The following is an 18332-nucleotide window of genomic DNA, read 5'->3' on the forward strand; positions in this document are numbered from 1 at the left end:
TTCAACCTCAAGCCTTGAAAGTCAACCAGGGCTTCAGCCGCACACTCGCACGAATCAGCCCCGCCTCTTCCTGCGCCTGCAGCACCGGCCCTACGGGTTTGTAGGCGCTGGGAGCCTCTTCGATCAGTCGCTCTTCACGCAAGGTGATGCATTGCCAGACGGACTCGACCAGCGGCTGCTTCATGCGCCGCGTGTCCTGTCTGCGCACCTGGCGACCCGCGCCGTGGCTGCAGGACCGTAGCCAGTCTTCATGGCCCAGACCTTTGACGAGGAAGGAGTAGTCGCCCATCGAGCCCGGAATCAGCGCCCACTGGCCGTCATGCGCGGGAGTGGAGCCCTTGCGGTGCACGTTGAACTCACCCTCGGTCATCACCACGTTATGGGGCACATCCACAATCAGGCGTGATGCATCGGGCGCGGCAATGCCCGCCAGCTCTTTGCGCACCAACTCCGCCAGCGCCATGCGGTTGAACCACGCGTAGCGCGCAGCCACGCCCATGGCTTGCAGATAATCCTGCGCCAGCGCGCCGCTCAGGCCATACAGACCATGCTGAGGGTGCTTGATGCCTTGCGGCCATTGCTGCCTGGCCAGCTCCATCCAGCGGCGGCCGACATAGAAGCCGACATCGCGCGAGCCAGTGTGGATCATCACCGTGACATCACCCTTCTTGAGCCCCGCGGCATAGGCGGCATGCCGGTCGTAGACTTCCTCGACCACGCAGAACTCCAGAAAGTGGTTACCGCTTCCCAGGTCCGCGGCAGACGGCGGGCGCAGCAGCTCGCGCGCCTGCAACAGGGCTTCGGGCGCGTAGCGACTTTGTCCCGCAAAGCCTTGCAGGCCCACGCACTCGGCCAGTTCGGCTTGCAGGCGGTCGCGGTTCACGCCTTGCCATAGACCCACGTCAGGCAACTGTTCAATAAAGGCCTGGGGGCCCTCATCAAACAGCGCCTTGAAGCCTGCGCTGCGCACGGGTACGTCGCGTCCGTTCTGCAAGATGACGCGGGTCAGTCGCTGCACGATGGTGTTTTTGTGCAGCTCGGCCTGTGCCTGCGTCAGGCCCGTGCTCAGCAGGCGTATGCCGCAATTGATGTCCGTGCCGATGGCCGCAGGAATCACGAAGTCTGGCGACGTGGCCACCACCGCCCCTACGGGCGCAATGCTGCCGGGGTGAAAGTCCGGCGTGGCACAGGCTTTGCAGACCGCGCCATGGCCTTTCGGGTCGGCAACCGAAGCGAAGTCCAGCAGTTGACTAACGGCTTTGTGCTCCAGCGGCAGGCTGTCGGGCAACAAAATGGTGGCTGCTGCCTGCTCGTTATGGATTTGATAGATATTGTCTCGGTAGGAGACCTGGATGCCCTGACGTGACAGAGCTTTTTGCAGTCGGGAAAGCTTCCCGGAAGAGTGCGGCATGATGCTGAGAAAAACAGGTACGCAACAGCGCATCTCCGAATCTGGGAGATGCAACGCACCTTCGAGCAGCAGCATCAAGAAGGACTGATAAGGGGCGTATTGTAATGAGTCAGCGCCGGGCCGCCTATCCGGCGTTGCTAATATGCTGCAATGCGCAATGCAATTCGCTCATTTCAGATTCCCGCACCACTGCAGACTTTGTATGACGCGGCTGCAGCCATAGGCCCGCAGTTCGGCCTGTCGCCCGAAGCCGTTTTGGGGGACTGCGGCCTGCGGCTGGAGATACCCCCCATACCCAGTTACATCGATTGGTGCACGCCGCGCAATGTGATGACGTTTGCGACCACGGGCTGCGACAGCGTTCATTACAGCTATCTGGTCGATGAGCGCCTGCCCGATAGCGTCAGCCCCATCGTCATGACACTGCCCTGCGTGAACGAATTGAGCTGGGTGATTGCCGAGAACTTTCAGGAGTTCTTTGACTACGGCTACTACGTGGGCTGGCGCGAACTGGAACAGTTGTACTACGAAGATGAAAAAGGCGAAGCCTGCTTTCACGAGGCAAGCCAGTCATTGAACAATCTCGGCATGCAGCAGCTGCCGCTGCTGCACAAGGCGTTGAATATGCAAGCTGTGCTGCCGACGCTGCAACGCTTTGGCGATCTGCAGAAAAAGTACCAAGCCCTATTGAATATTCCGCCCATGCCGCCAGAGCATGCCTGATTGCGTATCCATCAATCGCGTTGATCTCCATATTTGCTGAGCGATACCGCTTTTCATCCGAAATTCAATCCAGAAATCGGGCAGCCACAGCAGGGTCCGGCATCATGCACTGCTCGCTTTTGCCAAACCAGTGATAGCGGTTTCTGGCAATCATGCGGTAGAGCGCATCGCGCAATGCAGCGGGTATCAACCTGATCACCGCTGCCAGTCGCCAGGGCCAGCCCAGTGCCTGCAGCACGCGCAGGATGGCGTCCGTGTGCTGCCAGGAGCGCTGGCCGTCCACCAGCAGCAGGGTCTGCAGACCTTCCATGCGCAAGCCTGCATCAGCCAACAGCTTGCCGCCGACCTCGCCCTGTATGGCGGCGAACTGAAAAATGCCCTGCTTGTCGTGCTTGAGCAAGAACTGTACCCAGCCATTGCACAACAGACATTGCCCATCAAAGACCACAATCATGCTTTTTCCTCGGGCAGCAAAAGATAGCCACGATAACTGGCCACCACGCCAATCAGGGGGACGGCCGCTTCGACATGAAATTGCATATGCTCCCCGGCACCGGTTTCTTCGGCCACGATGCGCGGTGCAAGCCAGCCCGGGCATGGGAGGCCCAGAAAATACAGGCGCTGCAGTCGCATTACAAGCCGTCCATCCACCGCCTGCAAGGCAAAGCACAGTCGCGCCAGGCCAAGGCGCTCGATCAGGTGGCCATTGTGCAACTGCATGGTTGAGCGCATGAGCTGCGAGGGGAAGATGCGAATCCAGGTTTCCGCCTTGGGACTTGCCTGCAGTTCGAAATGAATCGTCCCCTCGCTAGCGGCGCGTGGCGTGCCCAGAGCCAGCGCCAGCAGCTTGGCCGCCACAGTCCGGGGAGCGCCGGTCTGCACCCTGCCCTGAAGTTCATGCTCTCCCTGCAGGCCGTGAAAGCGCTGCAGGGCGGCATCGAGCTTGCTGAACTCATCGCCCATGGCCTGCTGAAACAAAGAAGCGCTGTGCATCATCGAGCAAGCTCCCTGATCTGAATATCCAGTCCCTGCGCTTCGGCCACAAAGTCCTGCAGCGTCAGCAGCCCCATGCAAGGCCTGGCGCCCGGCTCCAGCGGTGCAGCTGCAGCCAGCTTGCGTACCAGCGCACAGGCGGCCAGCGTGGGAACATAAGGCCCGTCGCCCGAACCTGCCATAAGCACCCAGCCGCGCTGGCAGGCTTGTCCCTTTGCATCCACAGGCCACTGACCGTGACATGCATGGCCCCTGCATCGCTGCCCCAGTTCTTGAACCAGTCCGCCATGCGCTTGAGTGTGCGGGCATGTGCAGACCAGTCCTGCACCAGCCCTCTGTGAGCCAGCCAGGCCATGGCATTCATCCCGCGCTGCAAGAACGACAGCTCAAGCCCAGCACCGAATCTGATGGAAGGAGCCCCTTCATAGCGAAGCGGTAGCAGCGCGAGATCCGGTATATCGCAGGCCGACAGCAGCCGCCGCCCAACAGGAGCCGGATAGTCGTGCCCATAGCTGCGCAGCCAGCCAATCAAGGCTTGCTGCCCGGAGCCAGGCAGCGGCTTGCCACAATAGCTGAGGATGGCAGCGACGGTGGACAGGCCTCTATCCGTACGGTTGCCCGGGCTGATGCCTATGTCGATATCGCTGACGCGAGCCATGCCCGAAGCCAGCGCATCGACGACCGCCGAGGACAGAGCTGGCACCGAGCTGGCGCCGCTGAGCAGCAACACGCCCGCAGCTTTGGCCTGCGGATCGAGCACATCGATGCCGCAGACAAAGTCACGCCCATCGGCCAGATCCACATAGTGGACGCCGGCATGGGCACAGGCTCGGGCCACGCGGTAGTCCTGCCCCTGAAACGGGCCCGAAGTGTGAATGAGTGCATCCACCTCCAGCGCCTTGAGTCTGTCCTCCAGACCCGGCGCCATCACGTCCACCACCGCGTGGCTCAGGCTTGAGCAAGCGTCCGGGGCCAGACTTTCAACCAGCGCCTGCGCCGCAGAGGCCGAGCGCCCTGCCACCACGATGTGCAAACCGCGTTGCCTGGCAAGCCTGGCAACCAGCCGGCTGCCGAAGAAGCCGTAAGCACCGACGACCATGACCTTCAATTCGCGCATGCCTCAGTGTAGCGGGACGCGGTTTCGCTCCTGAGCGCAAGCCCCGCAACGGCGAGCCTGCTCAGCCGCGTTCCTGGCTCGGTCACAGCCCTGTCACAACCCGATCACAGTCCGATCACAGTCCGATCACAGACCGTACTTGCGAATCTTGTCGTGCAGCGTGGTCTTGGGGGTGTGCAGCGCCTGGGCCGTGCGCGTCAAGCTGCCTTCGTTATTGCGCAGGGCTTCGGAAATCAGGGAGCGCTCTATGGACTCCATGGTTGCCGCCAGCGAAGCCGCAGCATCGGGCGCCGCACCGGACGGGGACAGGCCGGCATCCAGCCCCAGCGTGATGCGCTCGGCCGTGTTGCGCAGCTCGCGCACATTGCCTGGCCAGTCGTGGGCAAGCAGCGCCTGCAGCCGCTGCGGCGTCAGCTCGGCCACGGGCCGCTGGTGGCGGGCGGCGGCCTGCAACGCGAAATGCTCGAACAGCAGCGCAACATCCTCGCGGCGCTCGCGCAGCGGGGGCAGGTTCACGGTCACCACATTGAGACGGTAGTAAAGATCGGAGCGAAACAGGCCCTGACGGCTGAGCTCCAGCAAATCGACCTTGGTTGCAGCAATCACACGGCAGTCGACGGCAATGAGCGTGTTCGAGCCCAGACGCTCCAGCACTCTTTCCTGCAGCACGCGCAGCAGCTTGGCCTGCATGGCCAGGGGCATGCTTTCGATCTCGTCGAGAAACAAGGTGCCGCCGCTGGCATGTTCGATCTTGCCGATGCGCTTTTTGCCCGCGCCGGTAAAGGCCCCGGCCTCGCTGCCGAACATTTCGCTGTCAAACAGCGTCTCCGGCAGACCGCCGCAGTTGACGGCGACAAAATTGCCGCTCTTGCGCCGGCTCGATTCATGCAGGCTGCGCGCGACTCTTTCCTTGCCGGTGCCCGTTTCCCCCCAGATCAGCACATCGGCCTCGCTGGCCGCCAGGCTTTGCAATGTGCTGCGCAACTGCTGCATGGGCAGCGAACGCCCCAGCAACTGGTGCTGCAATACATCCCGGCTTTGTAGCTGCTGGCGCAGGCTGCGCACCTCCAGCACCAGGCGACGGCGCTCCAGCGCACGGCGCACGGCATCCACCAGGCGTTCGGGCGCAAACGGCTTTTCCAGAAAATCGGCAGCGCCATCCTTCATGGCTTGCACGGCCATGGAGATATCGCCATGCCCGGTGATGAGAATCACGGGCAGCTCGGCGTCCAGCACGCGCACGGAGGCCAGCAGCCCAAGGCCGCTCATCTGCGGCAAGCGGATGTCGCTGACCACGATGCCGGCAAAATCCGGGGACAGGTGCTTTTGCGCCTGCTCGGCACTGCTCACGCAGATGCAGTCCAGACCCTCGAGGCGCATGGTCTGCTCGCAGGCCATGGCGACATCGGCATCGTCTTCAACGATCAGGACTTTGAGGGAAGGGTTCATGGGCTGCAGGCAATCAGGACAGCGGCCGAGTATCCACCAAGGGCAGGCTCAGCGTGAAGATGGCCCCGCCTTCCGGATGGTTGCCGCCCGTCAGGCTGCCGCCTTCGGCCTGGGCGATCTCGGCCGACAGCGGCAGGCCCAGGCCCAAACCCAGCCCCTCGGGCTTGGTTGTGAAAAAAGGCTCGAACAGTCGCGCTTGCGCCTGATCGCTGAGTCCAGGACCGTGATCGCGCACCGTGATCTGCGCCCAGGCACCACAACGGTTGCAGGCAATCTCCACGCACCGCGTATTGCCGCCCTGCACGGCGTCCAGCGCATTGCTCAACAGATTGATCAACACCTGCTGTACGCGATTGGCATCGCACCAGGCGCTCAGCTCGAGATCCGAGGGCTGTCGCACGATCATGACGCCGCTTTGGGCAATGCGCGGCTCCATGAGGGACAGAGCGCCATCGACCACCTTGGCCAGTTCAACCGGCTCGGGCTGGCCGGCGGACTTTCGGGCAAAGTTGCGCAACTGCCCGGTAATACGCCCCATGCGCTCGGTCAGCTCGGCCATGCGCTGCAGATTGCTTTGAACCATCTCGCTCTGACCGCGCTCCAAAAAGCGCTGACTGTTGCCGGCCAGCGCCCGCAAGGCCGCCAGGGGCTGATTCAGCTCATGGGCCACTTCCGTGGAGAGCTGACCGATGACGGCCAGTTTGCCTGCCTGTACCAACTCGTCCTGCGCCGCGCGCAGCGTGGTCTCGGCCTGCATGCGCTCCATCACCTCCTGCTGCAGCGCCACATTGGCACTCTGCAGATCGGCTGTGCGCTGCTGCACCTTGTTTTCCAGCACCTCGTTGGCCTGTTTCAGAGCTTGCTGGGCCGCCAGTTGCTCACGCACATGTTTGCGCCGCTGATACAGCAAAGCTCCCAGCAAAAGCATCAACGCAATCAACGCCCCCGTCACCCAGGCGCGACTGGCCGCCAACTGCAATGCAACGCTCAAGGGGGAAAGCACGGTAATCTGCCATGGCGTGCCGGCCATAGGTCTGGACTGGGCCAGAAAGCGGCCAGCGCTCTGGTCTGCCGCAGCGTCCTTGACATCGGGAATGCTCACCTGCCTGACGCCCGTGACGCTGCTCATGCCACGCCAGCCCAGAGGCCGCAGGTTCAGACGGTTGTATTTCTGCGAAGCTTCCAGCTCGGCACGCCTTGCCTCATCCAGCGGCAGCAAGGTGGCAAAGCGCCAGGCGGGCATGTTGCTGAGAATGACCACGGTATTTTCATCGCTGACCAGCACCGGAGACTCCGCACTGGCCCAGGATTGTTCGAGCTGCGCCAGCCCGACCTTGACCACCACCACGCCATGCATCTCGCCCTGCCCCAAGGTAGTGGTCAGGTAATAGCCGGGCTCGCCGCGCGTGGTGCCCACGCCGAAGTAGCGCCCGCGCCCTTCTCGCAATGCCTGCTGGACATAGGGCCTGAAACCGAGATTCTCGCCCATAAAACTGTCGGCGCGGCGCCAATTGCTGGCAGCCAGCACATGACCGTCGTGATCGAGCATGTAGACGCTGAGGGTGCCCGCACGACGGCTCAGCTCCTCCAGATAGAGATTGGCGCGAGACTGCAGTCTTTCGTCGCCCGGCGATTGCAGCAGCGACAGGATCTCGGGCTGCAAGGCCACGACATCCGGCAGAAAGGCAAATTTTTCGATCTCGCGCCGCAGGCTGGCGGCATAGAGATCGAGGCGGTTGTTGCCGGCAGCCACCACGGTCTCGAGACCGATCTTGACAAAGCCCTGATAGCCCAGCCAGCCGCCCAGGCTGCTTGCAGCCAGCCAGAGCAGGATCAGCAAAGCAGCACGCAGGCGCGGGGGCAGGAAAGCTAACATGGTGCGAACCATGGTAGCAGCGCCCGGCACCGCAGGAGACAGGAATCCGGGCAACGCGAAGATCAGGCTCGCACGCGAATGGGCTCGGGCATCATCTGTGGCTCGACAGCCAGATCTGCGCAGGACTCCTGCTCTTCCTCGCCTTCCCATTTGGCAACCACGGCCGTGGCAATGGCATTACCCAGCACATTGGTCAATGTACGGCCCATGTCCAGGAAGTGGTCGATGCCCAGAATCAGCAGAATGCCCGCTTCCGGCAAACCGAACATGGGCAGCACGGCGGCAACCACCACGAGCGAGGCACGAGGCACGCCGGCAATGCCCTTGCTGGAAATCATCAGCACCAGCAGCATGGTCAGCTGCGCGGTCAGTGTCATCTCGATGCCATAGGCCTGAGAGATGAAGATGGCCAGGAAGGTGGTGTAGATCATGGAGCCATCAAGGTTGAACGAGTAACCCAGCGGCAGCACAAAGCCCGTGATACGCGGCTTGATCCCGAATTTTTCCAGCTGTTCCATGAGCTTGGGCAGCGTGGATTCGCTGCTGGCCGTGAAAAAGCCCACCAGCACCGGGCCGCGAATCAGCGACAGCAGACGGAAGACATCCTTGCCCAGCACCAGATAGCCGGCACCGATGAGCAGCACCCACAGCGCGGCCAGCGCAATATAAAAGCCCAGCAGGAATTTGCCGAACACCAGCAGCATGCCCAGTCCGTGGGTGGCAATGGTGCCGGCGACAGAGCCGAACACGCCCACGGGCGCAAAGCGCATCACATACTCGGTCACGCGCAGCATGACATGCGAGGTCTCTTCCATCAGATCGACCAGCATGTGCTTTTTCTGGTGGTTCAGATAGCCCAGAGCGATACCGAAGAACAGCGCAAACACAAGGATCTGCAACACCTCATTGGTGGCCATGGCCTCGAAGATGTTCTTGGGGAAGACATGGGTGATGAAATCCTTGAAATTCAGCGCACCGGTCTTCAGACCCAGGCTCTCGGCATTCGTGGGAAGCTCCACCGTCAGGCCATGACCGGGCTGCAGCACATTGGCAAAAACCAGACCCAGAAACAGCGAGCAGAACGATGCCGCGATAAACCAGCCCAGCGCACGACCACCCACGCGGCCCACAGAGCCGGCATCGCCCATATTGGCCAGCCCCGCCACCAGCGTGGCAAACACCAGGGGCGCGATGATCATCTTGATCATGCGCAGAAATACGTCGGTGAGAATGCCGAAATAGCCGGCAATGTCTTTGGCTGTCTCCGGGGTCGCGGCGTTGGCGTGGACTAGATAGCCCACAACCACACCCAGAACCATGGCCAGCAGAACCATGATGGTCAGGCGGTTGGATTTCATTTCTTGGAATCTTGGTATGCGTTGTTTGAGCCGCTGCCTGAATCCAGGCCATGCAGGCACCGGGTTCTGGCAGCGACAACAAACCGAGACGGACCGCTGACGCAACCGAGGTTTCGTCAGCCGGGTCCAGCCCCAGTCTCACTTGGTCAGCCGCAGTGAAGCGGCGTGCCGTCCTTCAAGCACATACCGTGCCAGCCAAAAAATCACGTCCAAGTCTTTGATTTGCTTATATTCAAAATACTTTTTTGCATAACCACAATCGGATTTCCGGACGGAATCCTGGTTGATGTACGGAATTCCGAACAGGACTCAGGCCGTTACTGCTGAACGTATCCAGTCCGGCAGCGCAGCGGCTTTCTGCCGTGGAAAATCCACCCAGATCACCGTGCCTCCACCGGCGGCACAAATGACTCCCGGCTGTGCCACACGCTCCATGGTGGCCCAGGTTTCAAAGGTCGTACGTGCCGGATCGCTGACAAACATCTTGAGCAGCACCTCGTCCGGATACGCAAGCTGCTGATAGAAATTGCAGAAGGCGTTGACGATGACCGGCCCTTGCCCCGCGGGGTCCGGATTCAGACCCATGCCATGCATCCAGTCGATACGGGCAGTTTCCAGGTAGCGAAAGTACTGGGCGTTGTTGACATGCCCCATGGCGTCCATATCGCCCCAGCGTACGGGAAAGCGCGTTTCATAGACCTGCTTCTTCAGCTCGGGCAGCTCGATTTTCATGCCGGTATGTCTCCTGATTGAACGAGGTTTGCAACTGCATCATCACCTTGTTCTAGTTTCTTTGAAGGATGGCATGCCCTGGGGCGATCACTAGCCTATGGACTTTGTCGCAACACCGATTGATGCGCTGTCGCCAAATCTGCACGGTCGTGCCGGGCTGTCAGCATAGAATCGCCCGCATCGCGGTTTTTGCAGACGCACCTGCCAAGGCCGCGCACGCCAGTTTTCCCAATCCAATATCAAGCGAGACTTTCCCGATGACAAACGAAGAGATCCTGGCCCAGTACGGCCCGCGAGAGGCCATGGAATATGACGTGGTCGTGGTGGGCGGTGGCCCCGGTGGCCTGGCCACTGCCATTCGCCTCAAGCAGCTGTCGGCCGAAAAAGGTCAGGATGTCTCCGTAGTCGTGCTGGAAAAAGGCTCCGAGCCCGGCGCACACACGCTGTCTGGCGCAATCATGGATCCTCGCGCGCTGACCGAGCTGATCCCCGACTGGAAGGAAAAGGGTGCCCCCCTGAACCAGCCGGTGACCGAAGACGCCATGGTCTTCCTCGGCGAAAAGAGCTCCTTGCGCACGCCCAACTGGCTGCTGCCCAAGTGCTTCCATAACGAAGGCAACTACATCGTTCGCCTGGGCTTTGTCACCAAGTGGCTGGCAGAACAGGCCGAAGCCCTGGGCGTGGAAATCTTCCCCGGCTTCACCGCAGCCGAAGTGCTCTACAACGAAGACGGCTCCGTCAAGGGCGTGGCCACCGGCAATATGGGCATCAGCAAGGAAGGCGAGCCCACGGGCGACTTCCAGCTGGGCATGGAGCTGCACGGCAAGTACACCATCTTTGCCGAAGGCGCGCGCGGCCACCTGGGCAAGCAGATCATCGCCAAGTACTCCCTGGACGCCAACCGCGACCCGCAGACTTACGGTCTGGGTGTCAAGGAACTCTGGGAAATCGACCCCAAGCGTCACAAGCCTGGCATGGTGCTGCACACCGCAGGCTGGCCCATGAAGAGCGACACCTACGGCGGTGCCTTCCTCTACCACCTGGAAGACAATCTGGTCACGCTGGGCTTCATCACGGGTCTGGATTACTCCAACCCTTATCTGTCTCCATTCGAGGAGATGCAGCGCTGGAAGACCCATCCCAATATCCGCTACTACCTGGAAGGTGACGAAGCCAACGGCATCAAGCCCGCCAAGCGCATCAGCTACGGTGCGCGCGCCATCACGGCCGGAGGCATCTCCAGCCTGCCCCGCTTTGTCTTTCCCGGCGGCGCGCTGGTTGGCTGCGAAGCCGGCTTCCTCAACGTCAGCCGAATCAAGGGCAGCCATGCCGCGATCAAGACCGGCATGCTGGCAGCCGAAGCTGCCTACGCCGCCATCGTCGCCGGTCGCCAGAGCGATGAGCTGACAGCCTATACCTATGCGTTCGAGAACAGCTGGCTCTATGAAGAGCTGTGGAAGGCGCGCAACTTCAAGGCCTGGTTCAAGAAGGGACTGACCACAGCCACCGTGATGAACGGCCTGGAGCAGTTCGTGCTGCGCGGCAACATCCCCTGGACGCTGCATCGCAACAAGCCCGACCACGCCTATCTGAAGCCCGCCGACGAGTGCACACCCATCGAGTACCCCAAGCCCGACGGCAAGCTGACCTTCGACCGCCTCTCCAGCGTCTTCATCAGCAGCACCAATCATGCGGAGAACCAGCCGGCTCACCTGACGCTCAAGGACGCCAGCGTTCCTGTCGCCGTCAACCTGACCAAGTTCGCCGGCCCCGAGCAGCGCTACTGCCCTGCAGGCGTGTATGAGTTCGTGGAAGACGAAGCCAATGCCGGCAAGCAGCGCCTGCAGATCAATGCACAGAACTGTGTGCACTGCAAGACCTGCGACATCAAGGACCCGACACAGAACATCGTCTGGGTGACACCCGAAGGCGGCGGCGGCCCCAACTACTCGGGTATGTAATCCGCCTGCGATTGCATCCGGCGGCAGCAACTGCTCCGGATGCTGCATCACAAAGCCTGCGCCAGTCATTGCTGCGCAGGCTTTTTTCATGGGCTGGATGTTTTTAGCAACGCAGGCTGCCAAATGCCCACAAATTTGCAGCATCACAGAAAAAACGCATGCCACCGCAATCGCCGTGAAACTCCCAATGAAGATCGCTCTCCAGCACAGAAAGAGCAATGTTCAAAAAACAGGCAGATGCATCAATATGCTTGCCCATATCGCATCAGGCGCAGGAAAAATGCGGTGCAAAACCAAAATCAGGACCCACTCAACGCAATATTGCGCGCCATTGCCCTGCATCCACACACACAAACTTCTGCCAATTAGCGCTTTGCGCAGCTTTCATGCCATTTTTTCGCGATCATCGTATAGGGATAAACAAGGTTATCTCAATCACGAAGACAGCCGGATCGGTGCAGTAGACTTTGCCGCGAGGCGACGCGCATCACGCACTGCCGTCTTAATTCACCTGCAACACACAACAAACGCTGGAGATACACATGAAGCAGCTGTCCTTGGCCCGCATGGGCGCACTGGCCCTGGCAATTTCCGCCATGTCGGGTGCCTATGCCGCCGATACCAAGTCCGTGGCCGTGACCGCCATTGTTGAACACCCCGCCCTGGATGCGGTGCGCGACGGCGTCAAGGACGCCCTGAAGGCAGCCGGCTACGAAGAAGGCAAGTCCCTGAAGTGGCAATACCAGAGTGCACAGGGCAATACCGGCACGGCTGCCCAGATCGCCCGCAAGTTCGTGGGTGACAAGCCTGATGCCATCGTCGCCATCGCCACGCCTTCGGCCCAGGCCGTGATCGCGTCGACCAAGACCGTGCCCGTCGTGTTCTCCGCCGTGACCGACCCCGTGGCCGCGAAGCTGGTGCCCAGCTGGGAGCCCTCCAAGAACAATGTGACCGGCGTTTCCGACCTGCTGGCCCTGGACAAGCAGATGGATCTGGTCAAGCAGGTCGTGCCCAATGCCAAGCGCATCGGCATGGTCTACAACCCCGGTGAAGCCAACTCCGCCGTGGTCGTGAAGGAACTGCAGGCCCTGCTGCCCAAGATGGGCTGGACCCTGGTGACTGCTGCGGCTCCCCGCTCGGTGGACGTCTCCAGCGCCGCTCGCTCGCTGGTAGGCAAGGTGGACGTGATCTACACCAACACCGACAACAACGTGGTGTCGGCCTACGAATCGCTGGTCAAGGTTGGCCAGGACGCCAAGATTCCTCTGGTCGCCTCTGACACCGACTCCGTCAAGCGCGGTGCTGTGGCTGCCTACGGCATCAACTACCGCGATCTGGGCGAGCAGACCGGCCGCATGGTGGTGCGCATTCTCAAGGGCGAGAAGCCCGGCGACATCAAGCCCGAAGTCTCGACCAAGATGGAACTGTTCGTGAACCCCGGTGCAGCCGAAAAGCAAGGCGTGAAGCTGTCCGACGCGCTGATCAAGTCGGCCGCGACCGTGGTCAAGTAATCCACTCCCTGTCGCCAGCACTGCCACCAGGCAGTGCCAGCGCAGCGGCAGGTGCCGTGGCAACATGGCCCTGCCGATTTTTTTAGACGTTTGCCGCGCCTGTCGCTCTCTCTATGTCTCTATTTTCCATCCTCGGTGCCATTGAAATTGGCCTGATCTTCAGCCTGGTGGCGCTGGGCGTCTTCATCTCCTTTCGCTTGCTGCGTTTCCCCGATCTGACGGTCGACGGCAGCTTCCCCCTTGGCGGCGCGGTGTGTGCCATTCTGATTTCCACGGGCACCAATCCCTGGCTGGCCACGCTGGCCGGCACGGCAGCCGGAGCCGTGGCCGGCTTCATCACCGGCTGGCTCAACGTCAAGCTCAAGATCATGGACCTGCTGGCCTCCATCCTGATGATGATCGGCCTGTACTCGGTCAATCTGCGCATCATGGGCGGCCCCAATGTGCCGCTGATCAACGAGCCCACGCTGTTCACCATGCTGCAGCCGGCGAACATTGAAGACTATGTGATGCGCCCCCTGATCATGCTGGGCTTCGTCATCGTGGCCAAGCTGGCTCTGGACTGGTTCTTTGCCACCGAACGCGGCCTGGCCATCCGTTCCACGGGCTCCAATGCCCGCATGGCCCGCGCTCAGGGCGTCAACACCGGAGCCATGATTTTGCTGGGCATGGCAATTTCCAATGGCCTGGTCGGTCTGGCCGGAGCACTGTTCGTGCAGACACAGGGCGGCTCCGACATCTCCATGGGCATCGGCACCATCGTCATCGGTCTGGCGGCCGTGATCGTGGGCGAGACCATCCTGCCCTCGCGCAAGATCATCTGGGCCACGCTGGCCGTGGTGCTTGGCGCCGTGGTCTACCGCTTCTTCATCGCAGCGGCCCTCAATATCGATGCCATCGGCCTGAAGGCACAGGACTTGAATCTGGTGACGGCAGTGCTGGTGACCATCGCACTGGTGATTCCGCAAATCAAGAAAAAGCTGAGCAAGCGCAAGTAAGAAGAAGGACGGCGGAGAACACCATGCTGAACGCACAAAACCTCGAACTCACCTTCAATCCCGGCACGCCGATCGAAACCCGCGCCCTGCGCGGCCTGTCGCTGTCCATCCCCGACGGTCAGTTCGTGACCGTCATCGGCTCCAACGGAGCAGGCAAGTCCACATTTCTGAACTGCGTCTCGGGCGACCAGAGCGTGGACAAGGGCAAGATCGAAATTGCCGGCATCGACATGACGCGCATGCCGGTATGGTCCCGCTCCAAGCAGGTGGCCCGCGTGTTTCAGGATCCCATGGCCGGCACCTGTGAAGACCTTTCCATCGAAGAGAACATGGCGCTGGCACACGAGCGCGGCAACCTCCGCGGCCTGTCCAAGGCAGTCAAGGCCAGCAATCGCGAGCTGTATCGCGACCGCCTGGCCACGCTGGGCCTGGGTCTGGAAAATCGCCTGACCGACCGCATCGGCCTGCTCTCGGGTGGACAGCGCCAGGCCGTGAGCCTGCTGATGGCGGCGCTGCAGCCTTCGCGCATTCTGCTGCTGGACGAACACACGGCCGCTCTTGACCCGCGCACCGCGGACTTTGTGCTGCAACTGACGGCACGCATCGTGCAGGAAGCCAATCTCACCACCATGATGGTCACGCACAGCATGCGCCAGGCGCTGGATGTGGGCACGCGTACCGTCATGCTTCACCAGGGCAATGTGGTGCTGGACGTCAGCGGCGAAGAGCGCTCCAAGATGGATGTGCCCGACCTGCTGCACATGTTCGAGAAGGTGCGTGGCGAGAAGCTGGCCGACGATGCACTGCTGCTGAGCTGAAACCCGGCCCGATCCCTACAAGAAGTCCGCCGCTGGCGGACTTTTTTTTGATAGCTGCCAGCGCTTGAAAGCTCTATGTATTTGATGGATTCATATCTGAAATCCAGACATTTCAAGCGCTTGCAGCTCCTCTAAAGATAGCAGCCGCCTCAGCCCAGCAGCTTGGCGCGTAGCTGCGCGAGCTCGTCCGCGCCCAGGCCCAACCCTTCGCTCAGGTAGCGGTCCATCGAGCCGAAGCTGCGCTGGGCCTCGTCGAACTCCGCCTCCAGGTAGCTGCGCTGCACGCCCAGCAGAGGCCAGTAGAGATCGGCTGCATCCTTGCCGTTGTGCGCCAGCATCTGCTGATAGGTGGCGTTCATCCAGGCCTCGGTGTAGGTATTGGTGAGCAGGTAGTCCTTCAGGATGGTTTCGCGCGGTACGCCTGCAATGGTGTGCAGCAGTGCCGCCACCCAACCCGTGCGGTCCTTGCCGGCGGTGCAGTGAAACAGTTGCGCATCGGCGGTGGACGCCATGGTCCTGAGCAGCTGCCCCATGCGAGCGCGCATGCCGGCGTCGCGCACCATCACGCGGCCCATCTCCTCCATCGCGGCCTCAGCCTCCTTGGGCGTATGAAAGGGCGAGAACACCGGGTCGGCCGTGCCGAAGATGTTCATATACACATAGCGGATCCCCGGCGGCAGACGGTCCGCGTCCTTGGCCGCCTCGTTCGTGGTGCGCAAATCGTAGGCCGTACTAATGCCCAGGTTGCCCAGCGTCACTGCATCGGCCGCGTTGGGCAATACCGCATTGGAGCGGTAGAACACGCCGCGCCTCAGTGGCTGCCCGGCAGCGTTGCGGTAGACCGATGCGTCGTCCGCCCCGGCCACGTCTCGGAAGTTGAGCATGGACGACAGCCTTGGCGTGGCCGCTTTCGGCTCCATGCCATCACCGCCGCCGCAGGCGGCCAACAGCCCGCCAGCACCCGTGGACACCAGTCCCAGCAGCCCCAGGTGCAAGACCCTGCGCCTGTCCATGCTGCGATCGATCTTCGCGAATGAAACCACTCCTGTCACCCCCTTCATGCCTGCTCCTTTATGGGTAAAGGCCATGTATCCACCCACCGTGGATCATTGACAGGCGCAGGCTATCAGCGATGCTTGACGTTACTTACTGGCTGTAAACCTTAGTCCGATTGATCTAGGTACAAGCCTAGGAGCCAGAACTGGCACCGATGCAAGAGCTTGCTCAAGCCCCCAGACGGCCGGGGCTGAAGATCTCACATTGCTGCATGTGCCGATACACCGTGGCTCGCGGATGACGCCTTGTTGCTCAGCTGATTCGAGCCGGACAGCCTGAGCGCACACAGTTCACTATCAAAAAAGAAGCTGCCAGTCCTTGATAACTATTGGCTGGCGGCTTTTTTTATTTCAAGACAGAAGATATTGACAGCAAACATTGACATTTCGACCATAATTTTTGACTAAATGAAAAAAACAAACAATCAAATAGACAAAGTTCCACCGAATGCAGGCCGAATAGGAAGCCACTCTCGCCGACGATTTGACGAAGATTTAAGGATATTTTTCTGAATTTCTGATCCAGTCATTAATTCTGAAATATCAAACACTTAGATATCGATTCAAGCCATGGCGGCCCTGATCCGCAGCTCACGCTGTACGGCTCCTGCGCAAATCCCTCACAATCTGCACCCTATCGGAAGCCACTGAGCACGATGCATGTCATCGCCGTTCACGCTGACCGCGTTGATATCCGGGGACTCCAGACATCAGAGCGCAACAAACGGGCATGAGGCCGAGGCTTTCACCAGCAGGACCGCCAAGGCTTCATGATCCGCAAAAAACCAATATCTCTCATGAGCGATAGCCAAGCAAAAACTGACAACGGTGGCTTGCACCGTTCCCTCAAGGCCCGACATATGTCGATGATCGCCATCGGCGGCTCCATCGGCACCGGTCTTTTTGTCGCCTCTGGCGCAACCATCTCGCAAGCAGGCCCCGGCGGCGCATTGCTGGCCTACATGATCGTGGGCCTGATGGTTTATTTCCTGATGACCAGTCTGGGCGAGATGGCCGCGCACATGCCCGTCTCCGGCTCCTTTGCCACCTATGGCGCCAAGTACGTGGATGAAGGCTTTGGCTTCGCCCTGGGCTGGAACTACTGGTACAACTGGGCCGTGACCATTGCCGTGGACCTGGTTGCAGCGCAGTTGGTGATGGCCTACTGGTTCCCCGGCACCAACGGCGTGCTGTGGAGTGCTCTGTTTCTGGCACTGATGTTTGGCCTGAATGCACTTTCTGCCAAGGGCTTTGGCGAATCCGAATTCTGGTTTGCCGCCATCAAGGTCACAACGGTGCTGGTCTTCATCGCCATCGGCGTGCTGATGATCTTCGGCATTTTGCAAGGCGGCGCGCCCGACGGGATCTGGGGCAATATCGCCAACCTGAGCACGGGCGACGCACCGTTTGCAGGCGGCTTTGCGGCCTTGATCGGCGTGGCCATGGTGGTGGGCTTTTCCTTCCAGGGCACGGAGCTGATCGGCATCGCCGCCGGCGAATCCGAAGATCCCGCCAAGAATGTGCCCAAGGCCGTTCGCAAGGTGTTCTGGCGCATTTTGCTGTTCTACGTCTTCGCCATCCTCATCATCGGTCTGCTGATTCCCTATACCGACCCCAAGTTGCTGCGCAACGACCTGGGTGATATCGCCGTCAGCCCCTTCACACTGGTGTTCGAACGTGCCGGCCTGCTGGGCGCTGCCGCCGTGATGAATGCCGTGGTACTGACCTCGGTGCTGTCGGCCGGCAACTCCGGCATGTATGCCTCCACCCGCATGCTGTATGCGCTGGCCAAGCAGGGCATGGCGCCCAAGGTGTTCGCCCAGGTCAACACGCGCGGCGTGCCCGTGCTGGCACTGATCGCCACCACCGTGATTGCCGCTCTGTGCTTTCTGACCAATATCTTCAGCCCTGAAGTCGTCTACATCTGGCTGCTGAATCTGTCCGGCATGTGCGGCTTCGTCGCCTGGCTTGGCATTGCCATCAGCCACTACCGTTTCCGCAAGGGCTGCGAAGTGCAGAACTACGATATGAACCAGCTGCCTTACAAGGCAGCGGCCTTCCCCTTCGGCCCCATCTTCGCCTTTGTGCTGTGCCTGATCATCACCTTGGGCCAGAACTATGAGAACCTGATCAAGGACCAGATCGACTGGGTCGGCGCCATTGCCACCTATATCGGCCTGCCTCTGTTCCTGGTCATCTGGTTTGGCTACAAATGGGTCAAGGGCACCAAGATCGTCAAATACGCGGAGATGGATCTGAACGGCTCGCGTTAATACCTAGTCATTTTTGACTTCCGCCCAAGGCAGCCCCGGCAACGGCGCTGCCTTTTT

The 18332-nt window shown here is 60.8% G+C and carries 16 protein-coding genes and 1 pseudogene; 7 read left to right on the forward strand and 10 right to left on the reverse strand.

The window, feature by feature from the left end; translation table 11 throughout:
* Window positions 1-7: 7 nt before the first annotated feature.
* Window positions 8-1486 carry an RtcB family protein gene (locus P353_RS06320; protein ID WP_034366868.1) on the reverse strand — a complete coding sequence of 493 codons (1479 nt, stop codon included), beginning with the start codon at window positions 1484-1486 and terminating at the stop codon, window positions 8-10.
* 75 nt (window positions 1487-1561) lie between these two features.
* On the opposite strand from P353_RS06320, the gene P353_RS06325 reads away from it, so the two are divergent.
* Complete coding sequence (locus tag P353_RS06325) at window positions 1562-2134, forward strand: hypothetical protein (RefSeq protein ID WP_034366871.1); 573 nt, start codon at window positions 1562-1564, stop codon at window positions 2132-2134.
* 64 nt (window positions 2135-2198) lie between these two features.
* Here P353_RS06325 and P353_RS06330 read toward each other — a convergent pair whose 3' ends face one another.
* From P353_RS06330 to P353_RS06360, 7 genes and pseudogenes are all read right to left on the reverse strand, one after another.
* Window positions 2199-2588, reverse strand: a complete 390-nt coding sequence (locus P353_RS06330; RefSeq protein WP_034366874.1) for a thiol-disulfide oxidoreductase DCC family protein — start codon at window positions 2586-2588, stop codon at window positions 2199-2201.
* Complete coding sequence (locus tag P353_RS06335; RefSeq protein ID WP_034366876.1) at window positions 2585-3130, reverse strand: DUF4166 domain-containing protein; 546 nt, start codon at window positions 3128-3130, stop codon at window positions 2585-2587. Before P353_RS06335 ends, P353_RS06330 begins: the two co-directional genes overlap by 4 nt.
* Window positions 3127-4244 (reverse strand): annotated as a pseudogene (locus P353_RS06340) (saccharopine dehydrogenase NADP-binding domain-containing protein). The gene P353_RS06335 and the pseudogene P353_RS06340 overlap by 4 nt, the downstream one beginning before the upstream one ends.
* A gap of 126 nt (window positions 4245-4370) precedes the next feature.
* Window positions 4371-5693, reverse strand: coding sequence for a sigma-54-dependent transcriptional regulator (locus P353_RS06345; protein WP_034366877.1), 1323 nt, complete (start codon window positions 5691-5693; stop codon window positions 4371-4373).
* 13 nt (window positions 5694-5706) lie between these two features.
* Entirely contained in the window at window positions 5707-7569 is a 1863-nt protein-coding gene (locus P353_RS06350) for a sensor histidine kinase (protein ID WP_232776299.1), read from the reverse strand.
* 62 nt (window positions 7570-7631) lie between these two features.
* The gene (locus P353_RS06355; protein WP_034366882.1) at window positions 7632-8927 is read right to left on the reverse strand and encodes a dicarboxylate/amino acid:cation symporter; all 1296 of its coding nucleotides are present in this window, start codon (window positions 8925-8927) and stop codon (window positions 7632-7634) included.
* Between the two features lie 309 nt (window positions 8928-9236).
* Complete coding sequence (locus tag P353_RS06360) at window positions 9237-9659, reverse strand: acyl-CoA thioesterase (protein ID WP_034366884.1); 423 nt, start codon at window positions 9657-9659, stop codon at window positions 9237-9239.
* Window positions 9660-9916: 257 nt separating this feature from the next.
* Between P353_RS06360 and P353_RS06365 the strand changes: the two genes are divergently transcribed.
* Window positions 9917-11620, forward strand: coding sequence for an electron transfer flavoprotein-ubiquinone oxidoreductase (locus P353_RS06365; RefSeq protein ID WP_034366887.1), 1704 nt, complete (start codon window positions 9917-9919; stop codon window positions 11618-11620).
* A gap of 103 nt (window positions 11621-11723) precedes the next feature.
* Here P353_RS06365 and P353_RS29020 read toward each other — a convergent pair whose 3' ends face one another.
* Window positions 11724-11879 (reverse strand): hypothetical protein, encoded by a 156-nt coding sequence (locus P353_RS29020; protein ID WP_157839519.1) that lies wholly within the window; start codon window positions 11877-11879, stop codon window positions 11724-11726.
* A 283-nt stretch (window positions 11880-12162) separates the two neighbouring features.
* On the opposite strand from P353_RS29020, the gene P353_RS06370 reads away from it, so the two are divergent.
* From P353_RS06370 to P353_RS06380, 3 genes are all read left to right on the forward strand, one after another.
* A complete protein-coding gene (locus P353_RS06370; RefSeq protein WP_003054768.1) occupies window positions 12163-13131 on the forward strand; it encodes an ABC transporter substrate-binding protein in 969 nt (322 codons plus the stop codon).
* A 113-nt stretch (window positions 13132-13244) separates the two neighbouring features.
* A complete protein-coding gene (locus P353_RS06375) occupies window positions 13245-14129 on the forward strand; it encodes an ABC transporter permease (RefSeq protein WP_034366890.1) in 885 nt (294 codons plus the stop codon).
* 23 nt (window positions 14130-14152) lie between these two features.
* On the forward strand, window positions 14153-14947 hold the full coding sequence (locus P353_RS06380; RefSeq protein WP_003064901.1) for an ABC transporter ATP-binding protein: 795 nt from the start codon (window positions 14153-14155) through the stop codon (window positions 14945-14947).
* A gap of 149 nt (window positions 14948-15096) precedes the next feature.
* Here P353_RS06380 and P353_RS06385 read toward each other — a convergent pair whose 3' ends face one another.
* The gene (locus tag P353_RS06385) at window positions 15097-15831 is read right to left on the reverse strand and encodes a tyrosine-protein phosphatase (protein ID WP_157839520.1); all 735 of its coding nucleotides are present in this window, start codon (window positions 15829-15831) and stop codon (window positions 15097-15099) included.
* Between P353_RS06385 and P353_RS29025 the strand changes: the two genes are divergently transcribed.
* Window positions 15830-16060 (forward strand): hypothetical protein, encoded by a 231-nt coding sequence (locus P353_RS29025; protein ID WP_157839521.1) that lies wholly within the window; start codon window positions 15830-15832, stop codon window positions 16058-16060. The genes P353_RS06385 and P353_RS29025 overlap by 2 nt on opposite strands.
* 739 nt (window positions 16061-16799) lie before the next feature.
* Window positions 16800-18275, forward strand: coding sequence for an amino acid permease (locus tag P353_RS06390; RefSeq protein WP_034366896.1), 1476 nt, complete (start codon window positions 16800-16802; stop codon window positions 18273-18275).
* The last annotated feature ends 57 nt before the right edge of the window (window positions 18276-18332 follow it).

The organism is Comamonas testosteroni (assembly GCF_000761245.1).
Classification (GTDB): Bacteria; Pseudomonadota; Gammaproteobacteria; order Burkholderiales; family Burkholderiaceae_C; genus Comamonas; species Comamonas testosteroni_C.

Excerpts from the sequence above, each read along its gene's own strand:
- P353_RS06320 (WP_034366868.1), bottom strand. The coding sequence starts at position 1,486 with ATGCTGCTGCTCGAAGGTGCGTTGCATCTCCCAGATTCGGAGATGCGC.
- P353_RS06325 (WP_034366871.1), top strand. The coding sequence starts at position 1,562 with ATGCGCAATGCAATTCGCTCATTTCAGATTCCCGCACCACTGCAGACT.
- P353_RS06330 (WP_034366874.1), bottom strand. The coding sequence starts at position 2,588 with ATGATTGTGGTCTTTGATGGGCAATGTCTGTTGTGCAATGGCTGGGTA.
- P353_RS06335 (WP_034366876.1), bottom strand. The coding sequence starts at position 3,130 with ATGATGCACAGCGCTTCTTTGTTTCAGCAGGCCATGGGCGATGAGTTC.
- P353_RS06345 (WP_034366877.1), bottom strand. The coding sequence starts at position 5,693 with ATGAACCCTTCCCTCAAAGTCCTGATCGTTGAAGACGATGCCGATGTC.
- P353_RS06350 (WP_232776299.1), bottom strand. The coding sequence starts at position 7,569 with ATGTTAGCTTTCCTGCCCCCGCGCCTGCGTGCTGCTTTGCTGATCCTG.
- P353_RS06355 (WP_034366882.1), bottom strand. The coding sequence starts at position 8,927 with ATGAAATCCAACCGCCTGACCATCATGGTTCTGCTGGCCATGGTTCTG.
- P353_RS06360 (WP_034366884.1), bottom strand. The coding sequence starts at position 9,659 with ATGAAAATCGAGCTGCCCGAGCTGAAGAAGCAGGTCTATGAAACGCGC.
- P353_RS06365 (WP_034366887.1), top strand. The coding sequence starts at position 9,917 with ATGACAAACGAAGAGATCCTGGCCCAGTACGGCCCGCGAGAGGCCATG.
- P353_RS29020 (WP_157839519.1), bottom strand. The coding sequence starts at position 11,879 with ATGGGCAAGCATATTGATGCATCTGCCTGTTTTTTGAACATTGCTCTT.
- P353_RS06370 (WP_003054768.1), top strand. The coding sequence starts at position 12,163 with ATGAAGCAGCTGTCCTTGGCCCGCATGGGCGCACTGGCCCTGGCAATT.
- P353_RS06375 (WP_034366890.1), top strand. The coding sequence starts at position 13,245 with ATGTCTCTATTTTCCATCCTCGGTGCCATTGAAATTGGCCTGATCTTC.
- P353_RS06380 (WP_003064901.1), top strand. The coding sequence starts at position 14,153 with ATGCTGAACGCACAAAACCTCGAACTCACCTTCAATCCCGGCACGCCG.
- P353_RS29025 (WP_157839521.1), top strand. The coding sequence starts at position 15,830 with ATGGACGACAGCCTTGGCGTGGCCGCTTTCGGCTCCATGCCATCACCG.
- P353_RS06385 (WP_157839520.1), bottom strand. The coding sequence starts at position 15,831 with ATGCTCAACTTCCGAGACGTGGCCGGGGCGGACGACGCATCGGTCTAC.
- P353_RS06390 (WP_034366896.1), top strand. The coding sequence starts at position 16,800 with ATGAGCGATAGCCAAGCAAAAACTGACAACGGTGGCTTGCACCGTTCC.